General features: G+C 52.2%; 21 protein-coding genes. 17 read left to right on the forward strand and 4 right to left on the reverse strand.

All coding sequences use genetic code 11. The features are described from left to right. Positions 1–107 precede the first annotated feature (107 nt). The 9 genes from kduD to ACX9GU_RS08535 all read left to right on the forward strand — a co-directional run bounded on the left by kduD (position 108) and on the right by ACX9GU_RS08535 (position 8,873). Positions 108–869: a 2-dehydro-3-deoxy-D-gluconate 5-dehydrogenase KduD gene (gene kduD / locus ACX9GU_RS08495; RefSeq protein WP_046808386.1), complete on the forward strand. Its 762-nt coding sequence runs from the start codon at positions 108–110 to the stop codon at positions 867–869. Positions 870–914: 45 nt separating this feature from the next. After that, complete coding sequence (locus ACX9GU_RS08500; protein ID WP_021178550.1) at positions 915–1,559, forward strand: RpiB/LacA/LacB family sugar-phosphate isomerase; 645 nt, start codon at positions 915–917, stop codon at positions 1,557–1,559. A 103-nt stretch (positions 1,560–1,662) separates the two neighbouring features. Further along, positions 1,663–2,214, forward strand: a complete 552-nt coding sequence (gene yfcE / locus ACX9GU_RS08505; RefSeq protein WP_473194457.1) for a phosphodiesterase — start codon at positions 1,663–1,665, stop codon at positions 2,212–2,214. Between the two features lie 131 nt (positions 2,215–2,345). Continuing rightward, positions 2,346–2,921, forward strand: coding sequence for an NUDIX hydrolase YfcD (gene yfcD / locus ACX9GU_RS08510; RefSeq protein ID WP_473194458.1), 576 nt, complete (start codon positions 2,346–2,348; stop codon positions 2,919–2,921). A gap of 676 nt (positions 2,922–3,597) precedes the next feature. Continuing rightward, complete coding sequence (locus ACX9GU_RS08515; RefSeq protein WP_473194459.1) at positions 3,598–4,488, forward strand: carbohydrate ABC transporter permease; 891 nt, start codon at positions 3,598–3,600, stop codon at positions 4,486–4,488. Continuing rightward, positions 4,481–5,395, forward strand: coding sequence for a carbohydrate ABC transporter permease (locus ACX9GU_RS08520; protein WP_059201296.1), 915 nt, complete (start codon positions 4,481–4,483; stop codon positions 5,393–5,395). The genes ACX9GU_RS08515 and ACX9GU_RS08520 overlap by 8 nt, the downstream gene beginning before the upstream one ends. A 13-nt stretch (positions 5,396–5,408) precedes the next feature. Continuing rightward, complete coding sequence (locus ACX9GU_RS08525; protein WP_473194460.1) at positions 5,409–6,536, forward strand: ABC transporter ATP-binding protein; 1,128 nt, start codon at positions 5,409–5,411, stop codon at positions 6,534–6,536. Positions 6,537–6,551: 15 nt separating this feature from the next. Beyond that, positions 6,552–7,841: an ABC transporter substrate-binding protein gene (locus tag ACX9GU_RS08530; protein ID WP_473194461.1), complete on the forward strand. Its 1,290-nt coding sequence runs from the start codon at positions 6,552–6,554 to the stop codon at positions 7,839–7,841. 339 nt (positions 7,842–8,180) lie between these two features. Then, positions 8,181–8,873 (forward strand): oligogalacturonate-specific porin KdgM family protein, encoded by a 693-nt coding sequence (locus tag ACX9GU_RS08535; RefSeq protein WP_071684051.1) that lies wholly within the window; start codon positions 8,181–8,183, stop codon positions 8,871–8,873. Between the two features lie 57 nt (positions 8,874–8,930). Here the strand turns inward: ACX9GU_RS08535 and ACX9GU_RS08540 are convergent, their stop codons facing one another. Next, complete coding sequence (locus ACX9GU_RS08540) at positions 8,931–9,950, reverse strand: LacI family DNA-binding transcriptional regulator (protein WP_046808384.1); 1,020 nt, start codon at positions 9,948–9,950, stop codon at positions 8,931–8,933. Positions 9,951–10,324: 374 nt separating this feature from the next. Between ACX9GU_RS08540 and ACX9GU_RS08545 the strand changes: the two genes are divergently transcribed. The 5 genes from ACX9GU_RS08545 (at position 10,325) to ACX9GU_RS08565 (ending at position 14,383) form a co-directional block, all read left to right on the forward strand. After that, positions 10,325–10,768 carry a PTS sugar transporter subunit IIA gene (locus tag ACX9GU_RS08545; RefSeq protein WP_473194462.1) on the forward strand — a complete coding sequence of 148 codons (444 nt, stop codon included), beginning with the start codon at positions 10,325–10,327 and terminating at the stop codon, positions 10,766–10,768. Between the two features lie 97 nt (positions 10,769–10,865). Beyond that, positions 10,866–11,147, forward strand: coding sequence for a PTS sugar transporter subunit IIB (locus ACX9GU_RS08550; protein WP_021178540.1), 282 nt, complete (start codon positions 10,866–10,868; stop codon positions 11,145–11,147). A gap of 23 nt (positions 11,148–11,170) precedes the next feature. Continuing rightward, on the forward strand, positions 11,171–12,553 hold the full coding sequence (locus ACX9GU_RS08555) for a PTS ascorbate transporter subunit IIC (protein ID WP_024485147.1): 1,383 nt from the start codon (positions 11,171–11,173) through the stop codon (positions 12,551–12,553). Continuing rightward, a complete protein-coding gene (locus ACX9GU_RS08560) occupies positions 12,550–13,386 on the forward strand; it encodes a transketolase (protein ID WP_174333771.1) in 837 nt (278 codons plus the stop codon). The genes ACX9GU_RS08555 and ACX9GU_RS08560 overlap by 4 nt, the downstream gene beginning before the upstream one ends. After that, positions 13,379–14,383, forward strand: a complete 1,005-nt coding sequence (locus tag ACX9GU_RS08565) for a transketolase family protein (RefSeq protein ID WP_473194463.1) — start codon at positions 13,379–13,381, stop codon at positions 14,381–14,383. Before ACX9GU_RS08560 ends, ACX9GU_RS08565 begins: the two co-directional genes overlap by 8 nt. Positions 14,384–14,651: 268 nt before the next feature. On the opposite strand, the gene ACX9GU_RS08570 is transcribed toward ACX9GU_RS08565, so the two are convergent. From ACX9GU_RS08570 to ackA, 3 genes are all read right to left on the reverse strand, one after another. Further along, complete coding sequence (locus ACX9GU_RS08570; RefSeq protein ID WP_473194464.1) at positions 14,652–14,864, reverse strand: hypothetical protein; 213 nt, start codon at positions 14,862–14,864, stop codon at positions 14,652–14,654. A 717-nt stretch (positions 14,865–15,581) separates the two neighbouring features. After that, positions 15,582–17,741, reverse strand: coding sequence for a phosphate acetyltransferase (pta, locus tag ACX9GU_RS08575; protein ID WP_094982059.1), 2,160 nt, complete (start codon positions 17,739–17,741; stop codon positions 15,582–15,584). Between the two features lie 101 nt (positions 17,742–17,842). Beyond that, the gene (gene ackA, locus ACX9GU_RS08580; RefSeq protein WP_473194465.1) at positions 17,843–19,045 is read right to left on the reverse strand and encodes an acetate kinase; all 1,203 of its coding nucleotides are present in this window, start codon (positions 19,043–19,045) and stop codon (positions 17,843–17,845) included. A 403-nt stretch (positions 19,046–19,448) separates the two neighbouring features. Here ackA and yfbV point away from each other — a divergent pair, with 403 nt between their 5' ends. The 3 genes from yfbV to ACX9GU_RS08595 all read left to right on the forward strand — a co-directional run bounded on the left by yfbV (position 19,449) and on the right by ACX9GU_RS08595 (position 21,265). After that, the gene (gene yfbV / locus ACX9GU_RS08585) at positions 19,449–19,904 is read left to right on the forward strand and encodes a terminus macrodomain insulation protein YfbV (RefSeq protein ID WP_024485138.1); all 456 of its coding nucleotides are present in this window, start codon (positions 19,449–19,451) and stop codon (positions 19,902–19,904) included. A 188-nt stretch (positions 19,905–20,092) separates the two neighbouring features. Beyond that, the gene (locus tag ACX9GU_RS08590) at positions 20,093–20,587 is read left to right on the forward strand and encodes a YfbU family protein (RefSeq protein WP_473194466.1); all 495 of its coding nucleotides are present in this window, start codon (positions 20,093–20,095) and stop codon (positions 20,585–20,587) included. 21 nt (positions 20,588–20,608) lie between these two features. After that, entirely contained in the window at positions 20,609–21,265 is a 657-nt protein-coding gene (locus ACX9GU_RS08595; RefSeq protein ID WP_473194467.1) for a sugar phosphatase, read from the forward strand. The last annotated feature ends 74 nt before the right edge of the window (positions 21,266–21,339 follow it).

A 21,339-nucleotide genomic window follows, 5' to 3' on the forward strand; every position in this document is an offset into this window, starting at 1 on the left:
ATATCGCTCCCCCTGTATGGCAGCAAGCTGCGGACACTGGCGGGATTGCAACGCTATCCCCACTTTTGACAAGGGCCGCTGATGCCCTGAGTACTAAGGACAAGAGCATGATTCTCGATAATTTTTCATTGCAGGGTAAAGTGGCGATTGTGACCGGTTGTGACACCGGATTGGGACAGGGTATGGCCATAGGGCTGGCTCAAGCGGGTTGTGATATCGTTGGTGTTAACGTGGTTGAACCGGACGAAACCATCGCCAAAGTCACTGCACTGGGGCGTCGTTTCCTGAGCCTGAAAGCCGACCTGAGCAAGCTGGAAGTGCTGCCTGAGCTGCTGGAGCGCGCGGTGGCCGAATTCGGTCATATTGATATTCTGGTCAATAACGCAGGTATCATTCGCCGCCAGGATGCACTGCAGTTTAGCGAAAAAGATTGGGATGACGTGATGAACCTGAACATCAAGACAGTGTTCTTCATGTCTCAGGCGGTGGCCCGCCAGTTTATTGCTCAAGGCACCGGCGGCAAGATCATCAATATCGCCTCCATGTTGTCTTACCAAGGGGGCATCCGTGTGCCGTCTTACACCGCGTCCAAGAGCGCCGTCATGGGTGTTACCCGTCTGTTGGCCAACGAATGGGCCAGCCACGGTATCAACGTGAACGCGTTGGCTCCTGGCTATATGGCGACGAACAATACTCGCCAACTGCGCGACGATCAGGCCCGCAGCGAGGAAATCCTTGAGCGTATCCCGGCTGGCCGTTGGGGCCTGCCAGAAGATCTGATGGGGCCGGTGGTATTCCTGGCTTCACCAGCTTCGGATTACATCAATGGCTACACCGTAGCGGTAGATGGCGGCTGGTTGGCTCGCTAACTAGACAAAGAATAACCGATTGATTTTATTTGCGGAGAGCAAAAGATGAATATTGCACTGATGATGGAAAACAGCCAGGCGGGTAAAAATGCGCTGGTTCTCGAACAATTGCAGGCGGTTGCGGCTGGCAATCATGATGCGGTGTTCAACGTGGGTATGAGCGATGAGCAGGATCATCATCTGACCTATATCCATTTAGGGATTATGGCCAGCATTCTGCTGAACGCCGAAGCGGTCGACTTTGTGGTCACCGGCTGCGGTACCGGGCAGGGCGCCTTGATGTCATTGAACATCCATCCTGGCGTAGTGTGCGGTTACTGTATCGATCCTGCGGATGCTTTCCTGTTCGCTCAGATCAACAACGGTAATGCGCTGTCCCTGCCGTTTGCCAAAGGCTTTGGCTGGGGTGCAGAGTTGAACGTGCGCTATATCTTTGAGAAGGCCTTTACCGGGCGTAAAGGTGAAGGTTATCCGGTAGAGCGTAAGGAACCTCAGGTTCGTAACGCCGGTATCCTCAATCAGGTTAAGCAGGCGGTGATCAAAGACAACTACCTTGATACGCTGCGTGCCATCGATCCAGAGCTGGTGAAGACCGCCGTTAGCGGCCCTCGCTTCCAGGAATGCCTGTTCTCCAACGGCAAAAAGCCGGAGATTGTGGCGTTTGTCAAAGAACTGCTGGCCCGCGCCTGATGTTCTTCAGGTGGCCGAATATCGGCCACCTGTTTTCCCCACCGCTTGTTGTCTAACCCAGCTACGTTAAAATGGTTTCATATTCCGCACCGAAGGAAAGATTATGAAGCTGATGTTCGCCTCGGACCTGCATGGTTCGCTCTCCGCCACCGACAAAATCCTCGAATTGTTTGCCCAAAGCCAGGCTGACTGGTTGATACTGTTGGGCGATTTGCTCAATCACGGTCCGCGCAACGCCTTGCCTGATAACTATCAGCCCGCGCAGGTAGCCGAACGATTGAATCACGTTAGTGACAAAATCGTTGCTGTTCGCGGTAATTGCGACAGTGAAGTCGATCAGATGCTGCTCACCTTCCCGATGATGGCCCCTTACCAACAGGTGCTATTAGCCAAAAGACGATTGTTTTTAACCCACGGGCACCTTTATCATCCCAACACATTACCACCTTTAACGGGCGGGGACGTGCTGGTGTATGGCCATACGCATTTGCCCCAGGCACAAAGGCAAGGGGAGATCTACTGTTTTAATCCAGGCTCGGTCAGCATCCCGAAAGGGGGTTTTCCTGCCAGCTATGGCATACTGGCAGACGACGTCTTGAGCGTGCTCGAGTTGCACAACGGCAAGGTTGTTGCAGAGGTGGCGTTAACGCACTAATTTTATAGTCCCGATAGCTTGAAAGTGGCAGCCATGGTTGTGGCTTGGCAGAGCAGGGGCACATACCAAAAATAATTGAAGCATAACCCGTGCGCGGCATGCATCGCGCCCAAAAAAGAAGGTTTTACAGGATGGCGGAACAGGATCAGGCTGCAGATACCGAGTGGGTTGATATCGTCAACGAGCAAAACGAAGTGATTGCTCAGTCCAGTCGTCAACAGATGCGTGCCCAACGGCTGCGTCATCGTGCGACCTATATTGTGGTGCATGATGGCATGGGGAAAATTCTGGTGCAGCGGCGCACTGACACCAAAGATTTTTACCCAGGTTGGATGGATGCCACCGCAGGGGGAGTGGTACAAAGCGGGGAAAATGTGTTGGATTCTGCCCGTCGTGAGGCGGAAGAAGAGCTGGGTATCGCCGGGATCCCGTTTGCCGAACATGGCCTGTTCTACTTTGAAGAGGACCAGTGCCGTATTTGGGGGGCGTTGTTTAGCTGCGTCGCCAATGGCCCGTTCGCTCTGCAGGAAGAAGAAGTGGCTGAAGTGAGCTGGTTGACGCCAGAGGAGATCACCGCCCGCTGCGACGAGTTCACCCCCGATTCACTGAAGGCATTATCGCTGTGGCTAACGCGTAATAACGGCCAGGACTACGGTAAGCCGCTGCCGCGTGAAAGCAGAGCCAGCTCTGGCGAGGAAGACGCCTGATTTAACGTACGGCCTTGCTGCCCACAGAGTAGCAGGGCCGTCTATTCTTCTCCTCAGTTAGACCCTCCTCACTTGCCAACCATCTGAAATCACAAATGTAACCATCAATGACGGCATTCATACTTTCGCTCTCGAGCCAAACTCGCTGATTTTACCTACCTACAATTGGTTAACCGATCTCATCAAAATTTCTATCCTTGGCGCTACAAATGCTCAGGGAATAAATATCTTTATTTATCATTGTATTAGATGTCACTTTTGTTTTTATTTTGATAATTACCGTCTTTCGATAAAAAAATCAAAACAACGTTTCTACTTTGGTCACACTTTTGCCATCCGCTGAATGACGTTGGAAAAATTTCAGATATAATAATTTGAAATAGTGTTTCAGTTTGTTGGTTGGTCGATGACAGGATCATCTGGGAGACCGAAAAATGGAATTATCTTACTGTAACAAGCAACCCAACGGCATAGTGACAATGCGAGCATTGGCCGCTGATGACTGGCCGAGATTGGCCAGCGATCGCCTGAAAAAATTTATTGATTTATCACTACGGGGGGGATGCTGAACCTGGGCAGACTGCCTGGCTTTTCATTTCTATTGTTTAATCTTACTTAAATTTTACTTAACTAATTTTTATTTCTTTTTCTATTTAAATGGCTATGGGTAACAACCATGAATGAAAACAGAATGCTGGGGTTAGCCTATATATCACCTTATATAATAGGGTTGATGATATTTACGGCGTTCCCCTTTGTGTCATCATTCTTGCTGAGTTTTACGGAATATGACCTGATGAATCCCCCGGTATTTAACGGGGTGGAAAACTATCGTTATATGCTGATGGAAGACCATCTTTTTTGGAAATCGATGGGTGTCACCTTTGCATATGTGTTTCTGACCATCCCGTTAAAATTGGCGTTTGCGTTAGGGATCGCTTTTGTCCTTAATTTTAAGCTGCGCGGCATCGGCTTTTTCCGTACGGCATATTACGTTCCTTCTATCCTGGGCAGCAGCGTGGCTATCGCCGTGCTATGGCGTGCTCTGTTTGCCATCGATGGGCTGCTAAACAGCTTTATCGGTGTCTTTGGTATGGATCCGGTCAACTGGTTGGGCGAGCCCTCGCTGGCATTGATGTCGGTCACGTTGCTGCGCGTATGGCAGTTCGGCTCTGCAATGGTGATCTTCCTGGCGGCGCTGCAAAACGTGCCACAGTCACAATATGAAGCGGCCATGATTGATGGTGCTTCCAAGTGGCAGATGTTTATGAAGGTCACGGTACCGCTGATCACGCCGGTAATTTTCTTCAACTTTATTATGCAGACCACGCAGGCGTTCCAGGAGTTTACGGCTCCGTATGTCATTACCGGGGGCGGGCCAACCCATTACACCTATCTGTTCTCACTGTATATCTACGATACCGCCTTTAAATATTTTGATATGGGTTACGGTGCCGCATTGGCGTGGATCCTGTTCCTGGTTGTGGCCCTGTTCGCCTCAATCGCCTTTAAATCATCGAAGTATTGGGTCTTCTACTCGGCAGACAAAGGTGGCAAAAATGGCTGACATGCAACAGAACCAATTACCCATGTCCAGTGCGCAGGAAATCGCTGAGCGTGAAGTTCAGCGCACATTGCGCCGGGAAAAAATCAGCGCCGCTATTCGTTACGTCGTGCTGCTGCTGGTGGGATTGTTGATGCTTTATCCTCTGGTGTGGATGTTCTCGGCCTCGTTTAAACCCAACCAGGAGATCTTCACTACCCTGGGCCTGTGGCCGGAACATGCGACCTCGGACGGTTTCGTCAACGGTTGGAAAACCGGCACGGAATATAACTTTGGTCACTACATGCTTAACACCTTTAAATTTGTGATCCCCAAGGTGTTATTAACCATTATCTCATCGACCATTGTGGCCTACGGCTTTGCCCGCTTTGAGATCCCGTGGAAGAAATTCTGGTTTGCCACGCTGATCACCACCATGTTGCTGCCGAGCACGGTGTTACTGATCCCGCAATACATCATGTTCCGTGAAATGGGCATGCTGGACAGCTATCTGCCGCTCTATTTACCGCTGGCATTTGCGACTCAAGGGTTCTTCGTCTTTATGTTGATCCAGTTCCTGCGTGGTGTGCCACGGGATATGGAAGAGGCGGCCCAGATTGATGGTTGCAACTCGTTCCAGGTGCTGTGGTATGTGGTGGTGCCAATCTTGAAACCGGCGATTATCTCCGTCGCTCTGTTCCAGTTTATGTGGTCGATGAATGACTTTATTGGCCCGTTGATCTACGTCTATAGCGTTGATAAGTACCCGATTGCGCTGGCGTTGAAAATGTCTATCGACGTGACAGAAGGTGCGCCGTGGAACGAAATCCTGGCTATGGCAAGCATCTCTATTCTGCCGTCCATCATCGTGTTCTTCCTGGCCCAACGCTACTTTGTGCAGGGCGTTACCAGCAGCGGAATTAAAGGTTAATTGAGGATCTATCATGGCTGAAGTCATTTTTAACAATCTGCAGAAAGTGTACAGCAACGGTTATAAGGCGGTGCATGGCATCAATCTGACCATTGCCGATGGCGAGTTTATGGTGATTGTCGGCCCTTCCGGCTGTGCCAAATCGACCACGCTGCGGATGCTGGCAGGGTTGGAAACCATTAGCGGCGGCGAAGTGCGCATAGGCGATCGCGTGGTGAATAACCTGGCCCCTAAATCCCGTGGTATTGCCATGGTGTTCCAGAACTATGCGCTGTATCCGCATATGACGGTAAAAGATAACCTGGCCTTTGGCTTGAAGCTGAGCAAGATGCCTAAAGAGCAAATTGAAGAGCAGGTTAACGAAGCCGCCAAGATCCTGGAGCTGGAAGAGCTGTTGGATCGTTTGCCACGCCAACTCTCCGGTGGGCAGGCGCAGCGTGTGGCCGTAGGCCGCGCAATTGTGAAAAAACCAGATGTGTTCCTGTTCGATGAACCGTTGTCTAACCTGGATGCCAAGCTGCGTGCGTCGATGCGTATCCGTATTTCCGATTTGCACAAGCAGCTGAAAAAGAGCGGCAAACCAGCGACCACCGTCTATGTTACCCACGATCAGACCGAAGCCATGACCATGGGCGACCGTATCTGCGTGATGAAGCTGGGCCATATCATGCAGGTGGATACGCCAGACAACCTGTACCACTTCCCGAAAAACATGTTTGTCGCCGGCTTTATCGGGGCGCCAGAAATGAACATCAAGCCGAGCAAGCTGGTAGAGAAGGACGGCAACATCGGCCTTACCGTCGGTAACTACACTTTGACCCTCAGCCAGCATCAGCAGGATAAGGTCGCCAGCTTTGTCGGACAGGACGTGTTCTTTGGCGTGCGGCCCGAGTTTGTGTCGATTTCGGAATCGCCGTTTGAGGGTAACCACTCCGAAGGGGAACTGGTCCGCGTCGAGAATATGGGCCATGAGTTCTTTGTTTACCTGAAGGTGAATGATTTCGAACTGACCTGCCGTATTCCTTCCGATGACGTCAAACCGATCCTGAAAAATGGGCTGCATCGTCCGGTTTACTTCAAATTCGATATGGATAAATGCCACATTTTTGATGCGAAAACAGAAAAGAATATTTCTCTTTAACAGGAGTGGTCAATAATGAAAAAAATAGTCTTACGTACTCTGGTAGCCTCGTCCATGGCGATATTTGCCCATCAGGCCTTTGCCGCTGAACAGGTTGACTTACGTATGTCCTGGTGGGGAGGTAATGGCCGCCATCAGGTTACGTTGAAAGCGATCGAGGAGTTCCAGAAGCAGAACCCGAATATCAAGGTGAAGTCGGAATATACCGGCTGGGACGGTCACCTTTCACGTCTGACCACCCAAATTGCCGGGGGCACCGAGCCGGACGTGATGCAAACCAACTGGAACTGGCTGCCGATCTTTTCAAAAACCGGTACCGGATTCTATGACCTGAACAAGGTGAGTGAGTATCTGGATCTGACCCAGTTTGATCCCAAAGAGCTGCAAACCACCACGATTGACGGCAAGCTGAACGGCATTCCGATTTCAGTAACCGCACGTGTTTTCTATTATAACGATGTCACCTGGAAAGACGCGGGTGTGCAATATCCCAATAACTGGGATGAATTGCTCGCCGCCGGTAAAACCTTCAACGAAAAACTGGGCGATAAATATTATCCGGTGGTGTTAGAGCACCAGGATACCTTTGCGTTGTTGCGCTCGTATATGATCCAGAAATATAACGTCGATATTATCGATGAAGCGCAGAAGAAGTTTGCCTATAGCGAAGCACAATGGGTCGATTTCTTCCAGATGTATAAAAACATGGTAGACAGCCATGTCATGCCATCATCGAAATACTACGCCTCGTTCGGCAAAAACAACATGTATGAGATGAAGCCATGGATTGCGGGGGAATGGGGTGGGACCTATATGTGGAACTCCACCATCAACAAATACTCCGACAACCTGAAAGCACCAGCCAAGCTGGTATTGGGCCCATACCCGATGCTGCCGGGTGCCAAGGATGCCGGATTGTTCTTCAAGCCGTCGCAAATGTTCTCGATTGGTAAAAGCAGCAAGCATCCAAAAGAAGCGGCAATGTTGATTAACTTCCTGTTAAACAGCAAGGAAGGCGTTGAGGCGCTGAAGCTGGAGCGGGGGGTTCCGTTAAGTAAACAGGCTGTCAGCCAATTGACCGAAAGTGGCGTGATCCAGGATAGCGATCCGGCCGTTTCCGGATTGAAACTGGCGTTGTCACTGCCGCATGCCATCAGCGCTTCACCGTATTTTGACGATCCGCAGATCGTGGTGCTGTTCCAGGATGCCATTCAGAATATCGATTATGGTAAGAAAACGGTGCAGGAAGTAGCGGCAGATTTCCAGCGCCAGGGCGACCGTATTCTGAAACGCGCAATGAGATAAGGCTTATTTAAATAGCTGTTGGTCATAGTGATACAGCTGGGAGCTATGCAGAACGCCGACACGCCGTGAACCCGTCCCTGGGGGCTCGAATCGCGCATCCATGCGCTCAACGGTCGGCTAACCTGTATAGCACCCATCTGTCAGAGGCTTATGGTGGCGCGGTATTACGTACGGCTATTTATATTGGGTCATCTTTATTCATCAAAAAAGATAAAGTTTGTTTTAAGTTATATGTTCGCTATTTCCGTTTTTGAGTAATAAGTATTTCAAAAAACACTATAACCCCCTTAATTAGAACGGGGATGTCTTTTCTATAATTAAATGATAAGGGTAGTAATAATGAAATTTAAATTATTGACTCTGGTGTTAGCCTCTGTAGCAAACTTTAGTGCAATGGCCATGTCGCTTGATTTACGCCATGAATGGCAGGATACCGCCAAAGGCGACCATAAAAACAGGATGCTGGTATCGCATCGTTTCGATAACGGTCTGGGATTCTCTCTGGAGGCAAAATGGCGTCAGGACTCTTCAGACTCGACGCCTGATAAACCTTTCCACGAACAGGTCAGTAATGGGACAGAAGCCGTCGTCAGCTATCAGCATAAATTTGATGCGATCACCCTGCAGCCTGGATTCTCGCTAGAATCCAACAGTAATAGTAACGGCTATCGCCCTTATCTGCGTGCACAGTATAACTTTACCAAAGACATTTATGTGGCGGGCAGATATCGCTACGAATATAAGCGCACCACCTCAAAAGGTTCAGAGGGGGATGAGAAAACCAACCGTGGCGATTTTTGGTTAGGTTATAACTTCTACAAGGACTGGTCGGCTGAATATAACTACGTGTATAAGAGCAGCAACAAGGTTATTTTTGACGACGGCAAAACCGATTACGAACATAACGTCAAGCTGGCTTACAAGTGGGATAAAAACTGGAAGCCTTATGTTGAAGTCGGGAACGTGAAGCAAGATAGCAAAAACGATAACCGCCAGACGCGCTACCGTGTTGGGATAAACTATAGCTGGTAAGTGTTATTGAGATACCGGGAATACCGTCTTATCGACGGGTTCCCGGTATCGCCATCGTTAACAGCTGCTACGACGGCACAGGGTCGAAGGGATCGAACCTTCGGGTTGCCAGGGTTGGTCGTTCAAGCGCGCCAACAATGCCTTACCTGCCTGGATACCAATCTCCTTATGCGGTACTGTCATGGTCGTCAGCGGTGGCTGGCAGACCTGGCTGACCTCGCTGTTGCCAAACCCCACGATCGCCAACTGCTCCGGCACCTTTATCCTCCGCCGCTGGCATTCATACAGCGCGCCACAGGCCAATTCATCAGACGCACAGACCAAGGCATCCAACTCCGGCCAGGCCAGTAGAAACTCCGGCAATTGCTGGGCGCCGAGGCTGAAGCTGGCGGGTTGCGCGGCATTAATCACCCGATGAGGGGACATGTGGTTTTGCAGTAGCGCCTTGTGCCAGCCTTGCAGATGCTGTTGGAAAATCCACTGTTCCTGATTGGCACACAGCAGGCCAACATTCTGATACCCGCTGGCAATCACGGTTTGAGTGAGCTGATACATGGCGGCAACGTAATCGATGCCGATATTGATGTCGATCGGGTCGGTGCGGATTGCCCCAATTTCCACCACCGGAATATTGGCGGCGGTTAATGCTTGACGGGTATTTTCGGAATGCTCAATGCTTAGCAGCACGGCAGCAGCCAGGTTGTATGAGAGCAGGGTTTCCAGCAACGTTTCTTCACGCTCGATATGATGTTGGGACTCGGCCAGCATGATCTGGTAACCCGCCGGTTGCAGTACCCGCTGTAACCCGGCAAACATATCCGCACAGCCGGACTCGGAAAAACTCGGCACCACCATGGCGATGGTATAAGAAGACGCCGAGGCCAACGAACTGGCCGCCAGGTTGGGGAGGTAACCCAACTCACTGACCGCCGACTCAATTTTTTCTCTCAGCTTATCTGAAACCTGTTCCGGCGTGCGTAGCGCCCGCGAGACGGTCATGGTGCCCACGCCTGCCAATTGGGCCACGTCGGCCAGGGTAACCCGGCCGGTACTGCGTCGTTTTCTACCGATCGACATTGCTGATCCTGACTGAAATGCGCGCATAACGCATAAATGAGCTCATGGGTTAAACCCATTACTGGGCTTCGTGCTTCCCGCTTCTGTGCCCATTCTACCCCGTTCGTTGGGCGATCGATAAAAAAACTGAGCCGCCGGGTTTGATCCCCGATAGTTTTGATAGCGCTATCACAGATCTGGATGATTGATTTTTGGTAGCGCTATCTTTGTGCGAACGGTCACAGTTTAACCCCTGCACGTTGATTAAAGTTTTACCGTCGCCGGGCTATTTCATGACGGCCACGCGCCATCAAACGATCCATAGCCAACAGATTTCGTCCCGTTAGGGTTCGCAAACTCTGGCGGCTTAAGGGAAGAACCCATAAGGAGGAGATGTGCTCAACGACTGGCTGAACGCCGACCACATTCAACTGTGCGATCAGGTTACCGACTGGCAGGAGGCGGTCACGCTGAGTGCTCAGCCACTGCTGCAGCGCGGTGTGATCACCGCGGATTACCTGACGGCCATATTTCACCAACATCAGGCGCTGGGGCCCTATTACGTGTTGGCACCCGGTATCGCGATGCCCCATGCCAGGCCAGAGGAGGGCGCCAAAGCGCTCGGTCTTTCACTATTAAAGATCAATCAGGGCGTGCATTTTCAGTCCGAAGATAACGATCCGGTGTTCATCGTGGTGATGCTTTCTGCTCCAGATAGCAGTAGCCACATTGAAATGATCTCGCAGCTGGCCGAGTTATTTTCTGATAGCGAAGCCATGGGGAAACTATTCCTGGCGCAAACCAAACGGCAAATTGAGGATGTTATCGCCAATTATTAATCTCTAACCGGTTATACCCGCAGCTTTTGATAATACTCAGCATCCGATAGATATCGGGTGACGCTATCCTACACATAAAATTTGGCAGGTAAGAATAATGAAAATCATGGCTATTTGTGGCTCAGGATTGGGCAGCAGTTTTATGGTGGAAATGAACATCAAGAAAGTGCTGAAAAAAATGAATATTGAGGCGGAGGTTGAACATTCCGATCTTTCCTCGGCAACGCCGGGTGCGGCAGATATCTTCGTGATGGCGAAAGATATTGCCGCTAGCGCCAGCGTGCCAGCCGACCAGCTAGTGGTGATCAGCAATATCATTGATATTAATGAGCTTGAAGCCAAGCTGCGTGCTTACTTCACAGCCCACTCCATTATTTAATCTAACCCATTGGCGAGGTGGATATGTTTATCCAGGAAACGCTCAGGTTTGTGGTTGATATATTAAAGGTCCCGGCGGTATTGGTCGGGGTGATTGCCTTGATTGGTCTATTGGCACAAAAGAAGTCTTTTTCTGACGTGGTCAAAGGGACGGTTAAAACCATTCTGGGCTTTATTGTATTGGGCGGTGGAGCGACGGTATTAGTCGGCTCGCTGAACCCATTAGGCGGCATGTTTGAGCATGCGTTCAATATTCAGGGCATTATTCCCAATAACGAAGCCATTGTCTCTATCTCACTCGAGAAATACGGTGCCTCTACCGCGCTGATTATGGCGTTTGGCATGGTGGCCAACATCATCGTGGCCCGCTTTACCCGCTTGAAATACATCTTCCTGACCGGGCACCACACCTTCTATATGGCCTGTATGATCGGCATCATCCTTACCGTGGCCGGCTTTGAGGGCGTACAGTTGGTGTTCACCGGAGCGCTGACTCTGGGGTTGGTGATGGCGTTCTTCCCGGCGATCGCCCAGCGCTATATGCGCCGCATTACCGGCAACGACGACATTGCCTTTGGCCATTTCGGTACCCTGGGCTATGTCCTTTCCGGCTGGCTCGGTTCCAAGGTGGGGAAAAACTCGCGCTCCACCGAGGAGATGAACTTACCTAAAAACCTCAGCTTCCTGCGTGACAGCTCGATTTCCATCTCGATGACCATGATCGTGATCTACCTGATCCTGGCTATCTGTGCGGGCCAGGATTATGTCGAAAGCCAATTGAGTGGCGGGCAGAACTACCTGGTGTACTCGATTATTCAGGCGATCACTTTTGCCGCCGGGGTATTCATCATTCTGCAAGGGGTGCGCCTGATCCTGGCTGAGATCGTCCCGGCCTTTACCGGCTTCTCGGAAAAACTGGTCCCTAATGCCCGCCCGGCGCTGGATTGCCCGGTGGTCTATCCCTATGCCCCGAATGCGGTGTTGATTGGTTTCCTGTTCAGCTTCCTGGGTGGCCTGGCCGGTCTGTTCTTGCTCGGCCAAATGAAGATGGTGCTGATCCTGCCGGGCGTGGTACCGCACTTCTTCACCGGGGCCACTGCTGGGGTGTTCGGCAATGCGACCGGCGGGCGGCGAGGTGCCATGCTGGGGGCATTTGCCAACGGTTTGTTGATTACCTTCCTGCCGGTGCTGTTGTTACCGGTACTGGGCGCGCTGGGTTTTGCCAACACCACCTTCTCCGATACGGACTTCGGCGTGGTGGGGATCGTGTTGGGCAATATGGCGCGCTTCCTGACCAAAGAAATGATCATGGTCGCGATTGTCGCCATCTTTGGCCTGCTGGTCGCGCATAACTTCCTGGGAAAACGCAAAGATGCCCCAGCCAGAAATAAGGAGGAAAGTTCATGAGCAACACCGTGACTGATTTGACGCAATTGGCCAGGGCGATCCGTCTGGAAACGCTGAAGGCACTCACTGGGCTGGGGTTTGGCCATTACGGCGGCTGTATGTCGGTGGTTGAAACGCTGGCGGTGTTATACGGCGAAGTGATGCGTATCGATCCGGGTGACCCGGATTGGCCAGAGCGCGATTATTTCGTGCTGTCGAAAGGCCATGCTGGTCCGGCGCTGTATAGCGTGCTGGCGCTTAAGGGCTATTTCCCGTTGGAACAGCTGCAAACGCTCAACCAGAATGGTACCCGGTTGCCGAGCCACCCAGATCGCTTGCTAACCCGTGGGGTGGATGCCACCACCGGATCGCTTGGGCAAGGGGTCTCTATCGCAGCCGGTATGGCGCTTTCACACCAACTGGCAAAGCGCAGCAACCGGGTATTCTGCATCCTGGGGGATGGTGAACTGAACGAAGGCCAATGCTGGGAAGCGTTCCAGTTTATCGCCCACCACAATCTGCATAATCTGACGCTGTTTATCGATTACAACAAACAGCAGTTGGACGGCACGCTGGATGAGGTGATCAAACCCTTCGATCTGGCGGGAAAATTCCGCGCCTTTGGTTTTGAGGTGCAAACCGTTCGTGGGGATGACATTGCGGCGATCCGTGACGCTGTGTTGCCGGAACGCAGTGGCGAGCAACGGCCGTTGGTGGTGATCCTCGATAGCCTCAAGGGGCAGGGCGTGGCGTATCTGGAGAACCTGAAAAACTCACACCATCTACGCTTAACGCCAGATGTTCGTAGCGAAATTGAAAAGGCCATTGCCGAGCTGGAGGCCGCCTATGTTTAACCTGGAAATGCCGTTTGAAAAAGACGCCGTAGAAATGCGTAAGGTGTACGCCAGCGTGATCCGCCAACAGGCCGAAGCCGATACGCCAGTGATTGCACTGGAAGCCGATCTGATGAGTTCGATGGCGATGGATGGCGTACATAAGGATCACCCGGAGCGGGTCATCAACTGCGGCATCATGGAGGCCAATGTGATTGGCGTAGCCGCCGGTTTGTCACTGACCGGGCGGGTTCCTTTTGTCCACACCTTCACCGCTTTTGCCAGCCGCCGCTGTTTCGATCAGCTGTTTATGGCGTTGGACTATCAGCGCAACAACGTCAAGGTGATCGCTTCCGATGCCGGGGTCAGCGCCTGCCATAACGGGGGCACGCATATGTCGTTTGAAGATATGGGGATCGTGCGCGGCCTGGCGCATTCGGTGGTGTTGGAGGTGACCGATGCCACCATGTTCCAGGATATTTTGCAGCAACTGGTGAAGTTGCAAGGCTTCTACTGGGTGCGCACCATCCGTAAGCAGGCGACACGTATTTATCCTGCAGGCTATCGTTTCACCATCGGCAAGGCTAATCTGCTGCGTGACGGCAGCGATATTACGCTGATCGCTAACGGCATTATGGTCGCCGAAGCGTTGCAGGCGGCACAGGAACTGCAACAGCGTGGCATCAGCGCGGCGGTGATAGACATGTTTACGCTCAAGCCTATCGATCGTGAAATCATCAAAACCTTTGCGGCGAAAACCGGCAGGATCGTCACCTGCGAGAATCACAGTATTCATAATGGGCTTGGCTCGGCGGTGGCGGAGGTGCTGGTGGAAGAGTGCCCGGTACCGATGCGGCGGGTGGGAGTGAAAGGCCGCTATGGGCAAGTGGGCACGCAGGAGTTCTTGCAGCAGGAATATGGCCTGACGGCGGCGCATATTGTGGCGGCTGCGGATGAGCTGTTGACCCTCCCTGTACAGACCGGGGACATGGTAGACAGGTGTTCAAGGACATGGTGAACACTTTTAATATCCTTTAGTCATGACGTTCGGTCTATTTCTCAGGCCGAACATCTCCTTATCCAAGGTGTGTCACCGAATTTTCAGATCCACTCGATCGGTCCCCTCGCTCTGTGGCAGAGGGCTAGGGTGAGGGCGTCAGGCGGTGCATTGCTTGCTCTATGTTAACGTCAAAAATAAAACGGCCCGGTGATGATCACCAGGCCGTTATAGGAATTACCAGAGGCTAAAAGGTTTCGCCATGGCATAATATTGATCGTTCGAGTCATTACAGCAATGGATCCTTGCCTTTAAACAAAGCATGATTTGGGATCGTCTTGGTGACGCTATTAAACATAGTAGAGGCGTTAGGAGATCTTCCAGAAACAACGACAGTTGTTTGTCCAGCTTCTATAGCTCGCTCAAAGGCTTCCATTCGTGCTATTTGTCGAGCACGGTGTTGTTCTAATTTCTGCATAGAAGTACGGCGTTCGTAAGACATGCGTCCTCCCCATGGGTTCTAGACCAACCTCAATCGAAGATCCTATATGTTTGGGTCGCGATATGAGACGGCAGTAAACACTCGATAACTTAAAATCATTCGGGACGTAGGTGTAGAGCCCCACATTGAAAGTAGTATAGTGGTCAAAAATTGCTCTTTCAACGTGATTTATCACCTTGATGGCGCTACCTTGTGGCAATCCGTCGACTCGGTGAAAGTATGTTTTATTCATTCGATTGAGTTTTGTATCGAACGCGATCTCATAGTGTTTGGCGTAAGTCGGTTTTATAAAACCGGGATGAAAATCCACAGTACAGTCAAACGGATTTTTATCGGTGATTTGCGTGAAATAAACTTCATACTCAACGCCGTTTACCCTAAAAACCGCTTTATGTTGCCTAGGTTCCCCATACGCCGCTAATTCATCGAAAAATGTTGTCATATCCTTTACGGTTGTTTAACTCTCCCGATGTAAAAGTATTTTATTTCAGGAAAGAAAGTAACCCTAGGTGTTGATTTATTCTGCGAAGGATATTCCATGTTAAAAATAAAAAGTTATCAAGCCACTGAAATATTGAGCATTCAAATATTGATAGGTGTGTCCATTTACCTGATTTATATTTAGCTGCAGTTATAAAAAAACGGCCCGGTGATGATCACCGAGCCGTTATGGGTATTACCAGAGTCTAAAGGTGCCGTAGTGTCACCTTTGTCTCATCAGGCAATAGCAGCCTGGGCATCAGCCTGAGCCGACTGGATCGCCGTCAGGGCTACGGTATAGACGATATCGTCAACCAGAGCACCACGGGACAGGTCGTTCACCGGCTTGCGCATGCCTTGCAGCATTGGCCCGATGGATACCAGGTCAGCAGAACGCTGCACCGCTTTATAAGTGGTGTTACCGGTGTTCAGATCCGGGAAGATGAACACGGTCGCCTGACCGGCTACTGGCGAATTAGGCGCTTTGGATTTGGCCACGTCGGCCATGATCGCTGCGTCATACTGCAGTGGGCCATCGATGATCAGGTCCGGGCGTTTTTCCTGTGCCAGACGGGTCGCTTCACGCACTTTCTCAACGTCGCTACCCGCACCGGAATTACCGGTAGAGTAGGAGATCATCGCTACGCGTGGTTCGATACCGAATGCGGCTGCGGAATCGGCAGACTGAATAGCAATTTCAGACAGCTGTTCAGCGGTTGGATCCGGGTTGATCGCGCAGTCACCGTAGACCAGAACCTGGTCAGGCAGCAGCATGAAGAACACGGAAGAAACCAGCGAGCTGCCCGGTGCGGTTTTGATCAACTGCAACGGTGGACGGATGGTATTGGCGGTGGTGTGAACGGCACCGGAAACCAGGCCGTCAACTTCGCCTTTCTCCAGCATCAGGGTGCCGAGAACCACGTTGTCTTCCAACTGCTCACGGGCAACCACTTCGGTCATGCCCTTGCTCTTACGCAGCTCAACCAGACGCGGCACATAGAGTTCACGCACGGCAACCGGATCGACGATCTCGATGCCTTTACCCAGTTCTACGCCCTGTGCGGCGGCAACGCGTTTGATCTCTTCCGGGTTACCCAGCAGCACACATTCCGCGATACCACGTTCGGCACAGATGGCCGCCGCTTTCACGGTGCGTGGCTCGTCGCCTTCCGGCAGCACGATGCGTTTACCCGCTTTGCGCGCCAGTTCGGTCAGCTCATAACGGAACGCCGGTGGGGACAGACGACGTGAACGCTCAGAAGTGGCGGTCAGGGACTCGATCCATTCGGCGTTGATGTGGCTGGCCACGTAGTTCTGTACTTTCTCAATACGCTGATGGTCGTCTGAAGGCACTTCAAGGTTGAAGCTTTGCAGGCTCAGCGAGGTCTGCCAGGTGTTGGTGTCAACCATGAACACCGGCAGGCCGGTTTCAAAGGCGCGCTCACACAGCTTGTTGATGGAGGCATCGATTTCGTAGCCGCCGGTCAGCAGGATGGCACCAATTTCCACGCCGTTCATCGCGGCCAGGCAGGCTGAAACCAGCACGTCTGGGCGGTCGGCAGAGGTTACCAGCAGGGAACCCGGGCGGAAGTGTTCAAGCATGTGCGGAATGCTGCGCGCACAGAAGGTCACGGATTTCACGCGGCGGGTCATGATGTCGCCTTCGTTGATCACTCGCGCCTTCAGGTGGCGGGCCATATCAATGGCACGGGTAGCGATCAGTTCGAAGCTCCACGGTACGCAACCCAATACCGGCAGCGGGCTGTTGGCGAACAGCTGTGCAGGATCGACGTTGGCTACGCTGGCCTTGGTGGAATCGTCAAAGATTTCGGACAGGTCTGGGCGAGTACGGCCCTGATCGTCCACCGGAGCGTTCAGCTTGTTGATGATCACGCCGGTAATGTTTTTGTTCTTGCTGCCGCCGAAGCTGGAGCGAGCCAGTTCGATGCGCTCGGTCAACTGGGCTGGAGAATCGTTGCCCAGCGCCAGCACAAAGACGATCTCTGCGTTCAGCGTTTTGGCGATCTCGTAGTTCAGCGAGTTGGCGAACTGATGCTTACGGGTAGGCACCAGGCCTTCGATCAGCACCACTTCTGCGTCTTTGGTGTTTTCGTGGTAACGGGCCACGATCTCTTCCATCAGCACGTCCTGCTGGTTGGAGCTCAGTAGGCTCTCAACGTAGCTCATACGCAGGGGTTCGGCCGCTGGAATGGTCGAGTTGCTGCGGATGATGGTGGTGGTCTGGTCGAGGGAATCGCCGCCGGTACGCGGTTGGGCAATAGGTTTGAACACGCTCAGGCGAACGCCTTTTTGCTCCATGGAGCGGATGACACCCAGGCTGACGCTGGTCAGACCGACGCTGGTGCCTGTGGGGATCAACATAATTGTACGTGACACAGAATAGTCCTCTTCACGGTTTTCTGCCTGCAACGGGGGCGCAGACAAAGATGACAGGCTCAAAACAACACCGCCAGCCTGGGCTGACGGTGTGGAGAGCATTAAGCGGTCAGACGGGAAGCGTCTTGCGCGATGACCAATTCTTCGTTGGTCGGGATCACCAGTGCCGGACGGCTGCCGTCTTTGGTGATGTTGCCTGATTTGCCGAAACGGGCAGCCAGGTTGCGTTCATGATCGATTTCAAAGCCCAGCAGGCCCAGTTTATCCAGGGTCAGCTCACGTACCATCGCGGCGTTCTCACCGATACCGCCGGTGAAGATCACAGCATCCAGACGGCCTTCCATCAGGGCGCTATAGGCACCGATGTACTTGGCCAGACGGTGGCAGAAGACGTCCATGGCGCGCTTGGCATCGGCCTTGGTCTCATAGTTGTCTTCAACGTAACGGCAGTCGCTGGTGACTTCGGTCAGGCCCAGCAGGCCAGACTCTTTGGTCAGCATCTTGTTGATCTGGTCAACGCTCATGCCCATGGCGTCGTGCAGGTGGAAGATGATGGCTGGATCGATGTCACCACTGCGGGTACCCATCACCAGGCCTTCCAGCGGGGTCAGACCCATGGAAGTATCAACACACTTACCGTTGCGTACTGCGGTTACGGAACCGCCGTTGCCCAGGTGGCAGGTGATGATGTTAACTTCTTCAACCGGCTTGTTCAGCGCCTTCGCGGCTTCTTGAGTCACGTAGAAGTGGCTGGTGCCGTGTGCGCCGTAGCGACGAACGCCATGGTCGCGGTACAGGCTGTACGGCAGGGCATACAGGTAGGACTCTTCCGGCATGGTCTGATGGAACGCGGTGTCAAACACGGCAACGTTTTTATCAGCCAGATTAGGGAAGGATTTCAACGCTTCAGCAATACCGATCAGGTGAGCCGGGTTATGCAGTGGTGCAAAAGGTACCGAATCTTTGATACCCTGCAGGACTTCGTCGTTGATGACGGCAGAAGCCGTGAACTTCTCGCCGCCGTGCACGATGCGGTGGCCGATAGCGGTCAACTGGGCGGAAAGCTCTGGTTTTTGTGCCAGAATAGTATTAACAATGAAGTTCAGCGCTTCGCTGTGTGCTGCGCCGGCACCCAGTGCCGCTTCTTGTTTACTGCCATCCATTTTCCATTTGATACGGGCCTCAGGAAGATGGAAGCACTCGGCCAGGCCAGAGAGGTATTCTTCACCGTTGGTTGCATCGATGATGGCGAATTTCAGGGAAGAACTGCCGCAGTTAAGGACCAGTACTAGCTTACTCGACATGGAAGTACCTACTTATAGTTCGTGTTGGTATTAAGGAAGACCCAAAAACACGTGGTGAATAAAACGTCAATCAGACAACAAGCGTAGCGCATAATGCCGTTGACATTTATGATTAACATCATGTCAGTGATACAAAGGACACAATGGTGAAAAAACCGATGATTTCTCTGCGGTTTAAGCGATCCTGATTTTTACCGCTTCCTAGCCCCACATGGCCGCCAATGGCAGGATTAGGGAGATAGGGCTAAAAGTTGACAAATCTTCTGTCATCTTCTACCGGCACATGGCCGGCTTAGGATACCGATAGCCCGCCACAAACACAAAATAAATTTAAAGCTTCAACTTTTTTGTTAGTGTGTTTGCAAGAATATTTTATTTTTTATACGTGAAGTTGAGGTGCGCAATGACGAGCAGACCATCCGGTTCCGTAAGCTGGTTTCAGATATTCCAGCGCGGGCAGCATTACATGAAAACCTGGCCAGCTGACAAACGGCTGGCACCGCTTTTCCCTGAGAACCGCGTGGCGCGCGCTACCCGCTTTGCCGTTCGCTTTATGCCCCCGTTGGCGATTTTTACCCTGACCTGGCAGATTGCGCTCGGCGGTCAGCTCGGCCCGGCGATTGCCACTGCGCTGTTTGCCTGTAGCTTGCCGATGCAGGGGCTGTGGTGGTTGGGCCGACGTTCCGTGACACCATTGCCGCCAACCTTGCTGCAATGGTTCCATGAGGTCCGTAACAAGCTGGCGGAAGCCGGGCAGGCGATTGCCCCTGTTGAAGGGACGCCAACCTACCAGGCTCTGGCGGACGTGCTGAAACGTGCCTTCAAGCAGTTGGACAAAACCTTCCTCGACGATCTTTAAGTGCCACTGGGCCGGGATCTCACCGGCCTTGCCTCTTTAAGTCGCAAATTCGTGCCCGGATCATGTCTGACTGCCACGAACATTTAAAGATTACCCCCTTTCAAATCAAAGAAAGGCGTTGTTGTGATTCCACGCCATAATCAACTCATGCGATGCTCTGGTTAATTTGCAGAACTGAGGACTATGAAATGGAAATGACTCACGCCCAACGGCTGATTTTGTCGAATCAATACAAGATGATGACCATGCTCGATCCGGACAATGCGGAGCGCTACCGCCGCCTGCAGACGATCATCGAGCGCGGTTTTGGTTTGCAAATGCGCGAGCTGGATCGTGATTTTGGTGAGATGAGCGAAGAAGTGTGCCGCACCATCATCAACATCATGGAAATGCACCATGCGCTCCAGGTCTCCTGGGAGAACCTCAAGGATCGCCAAGGTCTGGACGCGCGTCGTCTGGTATTCCTTGGTTTTGATGCGGCTACTGAAGCGCGTTACCTGAGCTATGTGCGTTTCCTGGTGAACACGGAAGGGCGGTATACTCATTTCGATTCTGGCAGCCACGGTTTTAACGCCCAAACCAAAATGTGGGAAAAATACCAGCGCATGCTGAGTATCTGGCTATCCTGCCCACGCCAGTATCATCTGAGCGCCGTCGAGATTGCGCAAATCATCAATGCCTGATTAAACGTAGAGGGGTTTCCCGTGGAGTGTAAGGGTTTTCTGTTCGATCTTGATGGGACGTTAGTAGATTCATTACCAGTGGTAGAGCGAGCCTGGACGCAATGGGCAGAACGCCATGGCATCAGCCCGCAAAAGGTGCTGGACTTTATCCACGGAAAACAGGCGATCACCTCGCTGCGTCACTTTATGCCGAATGCCACCGAGGCTGAGCTACAGCATGAGTTCACACTGCTTGAGCAGGTGGAGGCAGAGGATACCGACGGCGTCCACGCCTTGCCAGGTGCATTGGCCCTGCTGGAGCAGATCAAGGCGTTGGGGATACCTTGGGCAATCGTCACCTCGGGTTCCGTGCCAGTGGCTAACGCACGCCGTCTTGCCGGTGGAGTGCCGCTTCCTGAGGTGTTTATCACCAGTGAACTTGTTAAACAGGGTAAACCGCATCCAGACGCCTACCTGTTAGGGGCACAAGGTCTTGGGTTGGCACCGCAGGATTGTGTGGTGGTGGAAGATGCCCCTGCCGGGATCCTTTCCGGCTTGGCCGCAGGTTGCCAGGTGATTGCGGTAAATGCACCGGCAGACGCACCGAAGCTGGACCAGGTGGATCTGATCCTTTCCTCCTTGGAACAGCTTAAGATCGCCAAGTCCGAACAGGGTGCAGTTATCGAACTTATTGCTTAATCTGCACATTCTTACCTCAATTTGATTAGACCCCGCATTGTCGGGGTTTTTTTATGCTAATTTCTTATGCCGGG

The organism is Serratia sp. K1WW1 (genome assembly GCF_055790865.1).